The organism is Candidatus Frankia alpina (genome assembly GCF_902806485.1).
Taxonomy (GTDB): Bacteria; Actinomycetota; Actinomycetes; order Frankiales; family Frankiaceae; genus Frankia; species Frankia alpina.
In genome coordinates this window covers 1-8,627 of sequence record NZ_CADCWT010000205.1, presented here as the reverse complement: position 1 = coordinate 8,627, position 8,627 = coordinate 1, and the positions used below count along the sequence as shown (strand labels likewise).

The window sequence follows — 8,627 nt, the reverse complement described above, 5'->3', positions numbered from 1 at the left end:
CGGTTTCGGAATAGCTTCCCGGTGTAGCCGTCGGCGGCGACGGCGGCGCAGTGCTTGTGGTAGCGGCCGACTCCGCCGACGTAGGGCATGAACACCCGCGGTCGGCCCGGGACGTTCGCGCCCAGATACCAGGAGTTCGCCTGCGGGTAGAGCGTGCGCGCGGCGGCGGCGTTGACCTGAGTCACCCAGTCGTCCTCGGCGGCGGGTTCCGCTTCGATCGTGGCCAGGTCGTGGGCGTCGAGGTAGGCCAGGCAGTCGCCGATCCAGTCGACGTGCTGCTCCAGGGAGACGAACGCTTTGGAGATCACCGAGGGGCTCCCGGGGCCCGCCACGATGAACAGGTTCGGGAACCCGTTCATCCCCAGCCCCAGGTAGGTGCGCGGCCCGTGCGCCCAGTGGTCGGCGAGCCGGCGCCCGCCGCGGCCGCGGAGGTCCATCGCCAGCAGCGCCCCGGTCATCGCATGGAAGCCGGTCGCGTAGACGAGGGTGTCCAGCTCGTGCACCCGCCCACCGGCCCGCACCCCGGTCTCGGTGATCTCGGCGATCGGGTTGCGGCGGACGTCGACGAGGGTGACGTTGTCGTGGTTGAACGTCTCGTAGTAGTCGTTGTCGACGCAGATCCGCTTCGTGCCGATCGGGTGGTCCGTCGGCGTCAGCGTGGCGGCGACCTCGGGGTCGCGCACGATCTGGTGGATCTTGTCGCGGACATAGTCGGCGGCGAGGTCGTTGGCCACCGGGTCGAAGATGAGGTCGTCGAAGGCGGCCATGTACTCGAAGCCGCCCAGCCCCCAGCGCGACGAGAACTCCCGCTCGCGTTCCTGCGCGGAGGCGGTGAGGGCATGGACGCGGTTCTGGCGCAGCAGCATCCCGCCGAACGAGCGCCGGGCCCGCTCGCGGTACTCGGCGTAGTGCGCCTTGCGCTCGTGGGCCAGCTCTGGGTCCAGTGCCACGTTCAGCCCCTGGACGCTGAAGTTCGCGCTGCGCTGGAACACGGTCAGGTGGCCCGCGACCTGGGCGATGAGCGGGATGCACTGGATGCCCGAGGCGCCGGTGCCGACGACCCCGACCCGCTGGCCGGCCAGGTCGCGGTGTGCAGGATGCGCCCGGCGAAGCGGTCGGCCCCCGGGAGGTCGGGGACGTTCGGCACGGACAGACAGCCGGTCGCCATGACGCAGAACCGGGCCCGCACCCGCCGCCCCCGGTCGGTGGTGACCAGCCAGCGCCCGTCGCCCTCGTCGAACGTCACCGACGTGATCCGGGTGGCGAACGCGATGTCGCGGCGCAGGTCGAACCGATCGGCCACGTGCCGGGCGTAGGCGAGCATCTCCGGCTGCTCGGGGAAGCGCCGGCTCCACTCCCAGTCCTGCTGGAGTTCCTCGGAGAAGGAGTAGGAGTACTCCAGGCTCTCGATGTCGTAGCGGGCCCCCGGGTAGCGGTTCCAGTACCACGTGCCGCCGACGTCGTAGGCCCCGTCGTAGGCCCGCACCCGCAGCCCCTGCCCGCGCAGGCGGTGCACCGCGTACATGCCGGCGAAGCCGGCGCCGACGATCAGGAGGTCGAGATCCTCGACCGCGCCGGTGGGCATGCGCCGAACGCTAGCCCGAATCTGACGCTCGCGTCAACATGCTTCACCCGTGTCGACTGCCGGGAAAGGGCCGGGATGGGCGGCTTCCGGTTGTGGTCGACTACGGAGCATCTGACGTCCTGTTCATGGATCAGGTGCCGACGTAGGTCGCGAGGTGCTCGCCGGTGCGGGTGGAGCGGGCAGCGACGAGGTCGGCGGGGGTGCCTTCGAAGACGATCCGGCCGCCGTCGTGGCCGGCGCCGGGGCCGAGGTCGATGATCCAGTCGGCGTGGGCCATGACCGCCTGGTGGTGCTCGACGACGATGACCGACCTGCCGGCGTCGACGAGCCGGTCGAGCAGGCCGAGCAGGTGTTCGACGTCGGCGAGGTGCAGGCCGGCGGTCGGCTCGTCGAGGACGTAGACGCCGCCCTTGGCGGCCAGGTGGGTGGCCAGCTTGAGTCGCTGCCGCTCGCCGCCGGACAGGGTGGTCAGCGGCTGGCCGAGGGCGAGGTAGCCGAGCCCGACGTTGGCGAGCCGGCCGAGGATGGCGTGCGCGGCCGGCGTGCGCGCCTCGCCGGCGCCGAAGAACTCCGCGGCCTCGGTCACCGACATCGCGAGTACCTCGCTGATGTCGCGGCCGCCGAGGTGGTGGTCCAGCACCGATGTCTCGAACCGCTTGCCTTCGCACTGTTCGCAGGTGGTGGCGACGCCGGCCATCATCGCCAGGTCGGTGTAGATGACGCCGGCGCCGTTGCAGGTGGGGCAGGCGCCCTCGGAGTTGGCGCTGAACAGCGCCGGTTTCACCCCGTTGGCCTTCGCGAACGCCGTGCGGATCGGATCGAGCAGGCCGGTGTACGTCGCCGGGTTGCTCCGGCGCGAGCCGCGGATCGCGGTCTGGTCGATCGACACCAGCGCTCCGACGACCGCCTCGCCGTCGCCGCCCCGCGTGGACCGGGACCCCGCGCCCGCGCCGGCCGGGCCGAACAGGGGCGGCAGCGAGCCGTGCACGAGCGAGCTCTTGCCGGAGCCGGCGACGCCGGTGACGACGACCAGCACCCCGAGCGGGATGTCGACGTCGACGTCGCGCAGGTTGTTCGCCGTCGCGCCGCGGATCTCCAGTCGGCCGGTGGGCGTGCGCACCGTCGCCTTGAGGGCGGCGCGGTCGTTGAGATGGCGGCCGGTGAGGGTGCCGCTGGCCCGCAGCCCGGCGACGGTGCCCTCGAAGCAGACGGTGCCGCCCGCCGTTCCGGCGCCGGGGCCGAGGTCGACGACGTGGTCGGCGATCGCGATCGTCTCCGGCTTGTGCTCCACGACGAGCACCGTGTTGCCCTTGTCCCGCAGCCGCAGCAGCAGGTCGTTCATTCGCGCGATGTCGTGGGGGTGCAGGCCGATGGTGGGCTCGTCGAAGACGTAGGTGACGTCGGTGAGCGAGGAGCCGAGGTGGCGGATCATCGTGACGCGTTGCGCCTCGCCGCCCGACAGCGTGCCCGACGGCCGGTCGAGCGCGAGGTAGCCCAGCTCGATCTCCACGAACGAGTCGAGGGTGTGGTGCAGCGCCGTGAGCAGCGGCGCCACCGACGGCTCGGCCAGCTCGTCGACCCACCGGGCGAGGTCGCTGATCTGCATCGCGCAGGCGTCGGCGATGCTGATCCCGGAGATTTTCGACGATCGGGCGGCCTTGCCGAGCCGGCTGCCGCCGCAGTCGGGACAGGTCGTGAAGATCACCGCCCGCTCCACGAACGCACGGACGTGCGGCTGCAGCGCGTCGACGTCCTTGGCCAGGAACGACTTCTGGATGCGCGGGATCAGGCCCTCGTACGTCAGGTTGACATTGTCAACCTTGATCCTGGTCGGCTCCTTGTACAGCAGGTCGTGCAGCTCCCGCTTGGTGAACCGGCGGATCGGCTTGTCCGGGTCGAAGAAGCCACAGCCGCCGAAGATGCGCCCGTACCAGCCGTCGACGCTGTAACCGGGGATCGTCAGCGCACCGTCGTTGATGGACCTGCTGTCGTCGTACAACTGCGTCAGGTCGAAGTCGGTGACCGCGCCCCGGCCCTCGCAGCGCGGACACATGCCGCCGGTGCGGGTGAAGGTCTTCTTCACCGCCTTGGCGGCACCGCGTTCGACGGTGATCGCACCGCTCGCGCGGACCGAGGGAACGTTGAAGGAGTACGCGCCCGGCGGGCCGATGTGCGGCCGCCCGAGCCGGCTGAACAGGATGCGCAGCAGCAGCAGCACGCCCGCATCGGTGACGGTGCCGACCGTGGACCGGGCGTCGCCGCCCATCCGCCGCTGGTCGACGATGATCGCGGTCGTCAGCCCCTCGAGCACGTCGACCTCGGGCCGCGCCAGCGTCGGCAGGAAACCCTGCACGAAGGCGCTGTACGTCTCGTTGATCATCCGCTGCGACTCCGCGGCGATCGTGCCGAACACCAGCGAGCTCTTCCCCGAACCGGAGACACCGGTGAACACCGTCAGCCGGCGCTTTGGCAGCTCGATGCTGATGTCGGCGAGGTTGTTCTCCCGCGCACCCTGCACGCGAATCAGCTCGTGGCTGTCGGCAACGTGCAGCGCGGGCGCAGTCGCAGGCGCCGAGGTCGGCGCCTGCGACCGTGGGTCCGTCGTGGTGACCATCAATGCCTCCCGGTTCGCTACGGCGGGGGTCCGCGGGTCGCTCAGCGGACCTCGTTGATGCGGATCAGGTTGCCGGCGGGGTCGCGCAGGGCGCAGTCGCGAACCCCGAACGGCTGCACGGTCGGTTCCTGGACGACCTCGGCGCCGCTGGCCTGCAGCCGGGTGAAGGTGTCGTCGAGGTCGGCGGTGGCCAGGATGATGCGGGCATAGCTGCCCTTCGCCATCATCTCGACGATGGTGCGGCGCTCGTCGTCGGTGATGCCGGGGTCGGCGGCCGGCGGCTCCAGGACGATGCACATGTCGGGCTGCTTGGCGGGGCCGACCGTGATCCAGCGCCTGCCGCCGTAGCCGACGTCGTTGCGGACCTCGAAGTCGAGGGCGTCGCGGTAGAAGGCCAGCGAGGCGTCCGCGTCGGTGTGCGGGAGGAAGGTCGTGTGAATGGTGAGATCCATGGTGATCAGGCTAGGCGTGGCCCAGTGACTTGCGCTTCTCGATTCCTGATCGGTCTGGTGACCTGTTTCGCCACGCACGGCGGCATCCCCGCCGCGGTGCGCCCCGCCGCACGCCGGTACACGCTCGGCGCCACCCCGACCAGCTCGGTGAAGCGGCTGCTGAAGGTGCCCAGCGACGAGCAGCCGACCGCGAAGCAGACCTCGGTGACGCTGAGGTCGCCGCGGCGCAGCAGCGCCATCGCCCGCTCGATGCGCCGCGTCATCAGGTAGCCGTACGGCGACTCGCCATAGGCAAGTCGGAACTCGCGGCTGAGGTGCCCGGCCGACATGTGCACGCCGCAGGCGAGCGCCTCGACGTTCAGCGGACGAGCGTACTCCCGGTCGATCCGGTCGCGGACGCGGCGCAGCCGCGCAAGGTCGCGCAGATTCTGTGCCTCGGCGGTTCTGCTGGTCACCTGCGAAATCGTGCCACGCCACGCCACGCCGCGCCCGCTCGGCCCAGGCGCACCCGCCCCGCCGGCGGCCACCGCGTCGTCAATAAGCACATACAGGTAGACGAAGCCGGTGCTCTGTTGGCACCATGAGCAGCGTCTCAGCGGTCGAACGGACCTCGCCGGCCGCCCGGGCCTGACCCGCGTCTGTGCCCCCGCCAGTCCCGATCGGAGATCTCATGGACAACGCAGAACTGCGGACCCGCGTCGGCGCCGCCCACCTCCTCGCGTCCTACCAGTACTTCGCCGACTCCGGCCGGCTCGGGCCGCTGGTGGAGCTCTTCCTCCCCGACGCGGTGTTCCGGATCAACGACGACACCAACGTCGGCCGGGACGCGATCGAGGCCTACTTCCGCAGCGCGGGGGAGAGCTTCCGCACGGTCGACATCGACCCCCACGCGGAGGGCGGCGCCGCCACCTACGCCTACTTCCAGTACATCGGCATCCGCGGGCTGGACCACTGGGGCACCTACCGCGACGAGGTCGTCGAGGTCAACGGTACGTGGCGGTTCGCCCGTCGCCGCGTGACGGTCGAGGGCTCCGCCGCGAACTCGCCGCTGGCACCCGTCGCGCTGCGCGGGCCGGGGGCCTGACCGCGACGCGCCGACCCCGGCGAATCGATCGGTCGACCCACCGGCCGGTGTCATCGGAGGATCGTGGCTGTGATCCCCTCCGGTGGCACGCGTCGGCCGGTGGAGGGCGTGTCCGCGCGGTCGCCCGGTAGGGGTCTGGCCGGGTAACCGTTCGTCCGAAGGAGTCGCCTTATGGCCGATGATGCCGTGAACACCCCGTTGACCGCCGCACCGCTGACCGTCGCCGTCATCGGTTCCGGCCCGGCCGGCTTCTACACCGCGGGCGCGCTGCTGGAACAGAGCGGCGTCGCGGTCCGGGTGGACCTCTACGAGCGGCTGGCCACGCCGTGGGGCCTGGTGCGGGCCGGGGTGGCGCCGGACCATCCGAAGATCAAGGCGGCGGCGTCGGTGTACGCGGTGACCGCGGCCGACGAGCGTTTCCGCTTCTTCGGCAACGTCGAGGTGGGTCTGCACGTCTCCCGCGAGGAGCTGGTCGAGCGCTACGACGCGGTGGTGTACACGGTGGGTGCGCAGGGCGAGCGGCGCCTGGGCATCCCCGGCGAGGACCTGCCGGGCAGCGTGTCCGCGGTGGACGTGGTGGGCTGGTACAACGGCCATCCCGATTTCGCCGACCGGGCGCCCGACCTGTCCGGCCGGCGTGCGGTGGTGATCGGGGCGGGCAACGTCGCGCTCGACGTGGCGCGGATCCTGTGCTCCCCGGTCGAGCGGCTGGCCGCGACCGACATCGCCGATCACGCCCTCGACGTCCTGCGCGCCAGCACGCTGGAGGAGGTCGTGGTGGTGGGCCGGCGCAGGCGGCGTTCACGACCGCCGAGCTGCGGGAGCTGCCCGAGTTCACCGGCTCCCCGGTGGACCTCGATCCCGCGGAGGTCGAGGTGCAACCCGGCGAGGAGAAGCTGTCGCGGCTGATCCTGCGTAACCTCGCGATCCTGCGCGGCTACGCCGCAGCAGGGCAGACCGCGGCGTCGGCGGGGCGGCAGCTGGCGCTGCGCTTCCTGCGTTCTCCGGTCGAGATTCGCGGGGAGGGAAGGGTGGCCGAGGTGGTGTTCGCCCGCAACCGGCTGGAGGTGGATGCCGAGGGCTGGGTCAGCGCCGTCGACACCGGGGAGCGGGAGGTGCTGGCGGCCGATCTGGTCGTGCGGGCGGTGGGCTACAAGGGCCTGCCGCTGATGGGCCTGCCGTTCGACGAGCGCCGCGGGATCATCCCCAACGACGCCGGGCGGGTCGCCGGGGCGGACCGCGAGTACGTCGCCGGCTGGATCAAGCGCGGTCCGACCGGAATCATCGGGACGAACCGCAAGTGCGCCGTGGAGACGGTCGCCACGCTGCTGGCCGATGTGGCCGAGGGCCGGCTGGTGCACCACCCGGGGGCCGGCGGCGTTGACCCGGTGGGCGAGGCCGAGTCCTGGCTGCGCGAGCGCCAGCCCGAGCTGGTGACGGAGTCCGGCTGGCGGCTCATCGACGCGGCCGAGCGGGCGTCCGGGAAGCCGGCGGGCCGGCCGCGGGTGAAGCTGACCACGCTCGACGCGCTCGTCGACACCGCGCTCAACCGCACCCTGACCGTCTGACCCGGCGACCCGGTGACCGGGTGGCTCGGTCCGGTGCCGGCTCCGGTCCCGCCGTGCGGGGGGACCGGAGCGGCCGGTCAGCAGCGGATCGCCGCTCGGATCAGTTCTCCACTCAGTTCTCCACGCAGACGGGCTTGTCCCCCTTGGGGGTCGTCAGCTTGCCGCCGACGACCTTGGCGTACCAGTTGCAGGCGCCGACCTGGTTGGGCTGGCCCTTCGTGAACTTCAGCGGGGGCGACCACTCGCCGAGGGACTGGCCGCTCAGCGCGTACAGCCCGTCGAGGATCTCGGCGCTGGTGGGCGTCGCCGAGACGTTCTTCGCCGCGGCGGCGAAGAACAGCCCCGCCTGCCAGCCGCGGCTGGCGAAGCCGTCCGGGTCGTTCTTGGTGTACTGCTTCAGCGCGGCGGTGAAGTCGGCCAGGTAGGGCTTGTCACCGAACCACAGCGGGGCCCCGGAGGTCAGCCACGCGCCCTCGCTGGCCGGCTGGATGAGGTTTTGCTGGAACACGCCGCCGGAGAAGATGTAGGTCGGCTGGAAGCGCTGCGTCGAGCAGTCCTTGATGAGCCGCTCGGTGACCTGGGCGGGCACGTTGGTGATGACGGCCTTCACGCCCGCGCTGCGCAGCGACAGGCACTGCGAGGTGTAGTTCGGCGCCGAGGCCGAGGCAGTCTGCACGCCCGCCGAGGCGATCCCCAGGCGGGCGGAGATGCCGGAGATCAGGCCGTTGGCCTCCGCGCAGGCGGCCTGCTCGGCACAGACGATCGTGCCGAACTTCGGCGAGCCGGCGAGCTTCACGCTGTACACCTCGCCGGTGAGGTACTCGACCGAGTTGGACGTCGCGGCGAAGAACATCGGCGACTTGCCGTACTGGGCCGTCGTGGTGATCCCGCCGATGACGGGGATGTTGTGCTGCTCGACGTAGCTGCGCCAGGAACCGTCGGTGGCGCCGGCGAAGTTGCCGACGAGGGCGATGACCTTGTCCTGCTCGACGAGCTGGTGGACGGCGGCGATCGACTTTGTCGGGTCGCCCTGGTCGTCTCGGCTGATCACCTCGACCGGGTGGCCGGCGAGGCCGCCGTGCGCGTTGACCCACTTCGACCAGGCGACGAGGGCGTCGAGCCCGCGCTGGTTCTGCGGGCCGAAGGCGCCGCTGTACAGGCCCACGTTACCGATCTTCAACGGTGTTCCGGTGGGTGCTGCTGTGGCGTTGGCGGGCGGGGCGTCGACCTTCGCCCCGCCATCGCTGCTGCCCCCACAGGCCGACACGGTGAGTAATAAAGCGGCGAAGGCCACGATACAGCCGGACAGTGAGCCATTCCCGGC

9 protein-coding genes are annotated in these 8,627 nt (G+C 71.2%); 3 read left to right on the top strand and 6 right to left on the bottom strand.

The genetic code is table 11. The features are described from left to right. The 5 genes from G6R25_RS31895 to G6R25_RS18450 all read right to left on the bottom strand — a co-directional run. Window positions 1-950 (bottom strand): flavin-containing monooxygenase (locus G6R25_RS31895; RefSeq protein WP_473246913.1); only part of this gene is annotated, 950 nt, incomplete at its 3' end. A 44-nt stretch (window positions 951-994) separates the two neighbouring features. Then, entirely contained in the window at window positions 995-1,585 is a 591-nt protein-coding gene (locus G6R25_RS31890; protein ID WP_235948990.1) for a flavin-containing monooxygenase, read from the bottom strand. Between the two features lie 130 nt (window positions 1,586-1,715). Further along, window positions 1,716-4,199: an ATP-binding cassette domain-containing protein gene (locus G6R25_RS18460; RefSeq protein WP_163553977.1), complete on the bottom strand. Its 2,484-nt coding sequence runs from the start codon at window positions 4,197-4,199 to the stop codon at window positions 1,716-1,718. A 41-nt stretch (window positions 4,200-4,240) separates the two neighbouring features. After that, window positions 4,241-4,651, bottom strand: coding sequence for a VOC family protein (locus G6R25_RS18455; RefSeq protein ID WP_163553976.1), 411 nt, complete (start codon window positions 4,649-4,651; stop codon window positions 4,241-4,243). 5 nt (window positions 4,652-4,656) lie between these two features. Beyond that, window positions 4,657-5,106 (bottom strand): helix-turn-helix transcriptional regulator, encoded by a 450-nt coding sequence (locus G6R25_RS18450; protein WP_163553975.1) that lies wholly within the window; start codon window positions 5,104-5,106, stop codon window positions 4,657-4,659. A gap of 215 nt (window positions 5,107-5,321) precedes the next feature. Between G6R25_RS18450 and G6R25_RS18445 the strand changes: the two genes are divergently transcribed. The 3 genes from G6R25_RS18445 (at window position 5,322) to G6R25_RS31880 (ending at window position 7,303) form a co-directional block, all read left to right on the top strand. Beyond that, on the top strand, window positions 5,322-5,735 hold the full coding sequence (locus G6R25_RS18445) for a nuclear transport factor 2 family protein (RefSeq protein WP_163553974.1): 414 nt from the start codon (window positions 5,322-5,324) through the stop codon (window positions 5,733-5,735). A 171-nt stretch (window positions 5,736-5,906) separates the two neighbouring features. Then, a complete protein-coding gene (locus tag G6R25_RS31885) occupies window positions 5,907-6,644 on the top strand; it encodes an FAD-dependent oxidoreductase (protein WP_235948989.1) in 738 nt (245 codons plus the stop codon). Beyond that, on the top strand, window positions 6,611-7,303 hold the full coding sequence (locus tag G6R25_RS31880; RefSeq protein WP_235948986.1) for a ferredoxin--NADP reductase domain-containing protein: 693 nt from the start codon (window positions 6,611-6,613) through the stop codon (window positions 7,301-7,303). Before G6R25_RS31885 ends, G6R25_RS31880 begins: the two co-directional genes overlap by 34 nt. A gap of 112 nt (window positions 7,304-7,415) precedes the next feature. Here G6R25_RS31880 and G6R25_RS18435 read toward each other — a convergent pair whose 3' ends face one another. Then, window positions 7,416-8,612, bottom strand: a complete 1,197-nt coding sequence (locus G6R25_RS18435) for an ABC transporter substrate-binding protein (RefSeq protein ID WP_235948991.1) — start codon at window positions 8,610-8,612, stop codon at window positions 7,416-7,418. Window positions 8,613-8,627: the final 15 nt, after the last annotated feature.

Bases quoted from the DNA above. Each gene is read 5' to 3' on its own strand.
- G6R25_RS18455 (WP_163553976.1), bottom strand. From the start codon at position 4,651: ATGGATCTCACCATTCACACGACCTTCCTCCCGCACACCGACGCGGAC.
- G6R25_RS31890 (WP_235948990.1), bottom strand. From the start codon at position 1,585: ATGCCCACCGGCGCGGTCGAGGATCTCGACCTCCTGATCGTCGGCGCC.
- G6R25_RS18460 (WP_163553977.1), bottom strand. From the start codon at position 4,199: ATGGTCACCACGACGGACCCACGGTCGCAGGCGCCGACCTCGGCGCCT.
- G6R25_RS18445 (WP_163553974.1), top strand. From the start codon at position 5,322: ATGGACAACGCAGAACTGCGGACCCGCGTCGGCGCCGCCCACCTCCTC.
- G6R25_RS31885 (WP_235948989.1), top strand. From the start codon at position 5,907: ATGGCCGATGATGCCGTGAACACCCCGTTGACCGCCGCACCGCTGACC.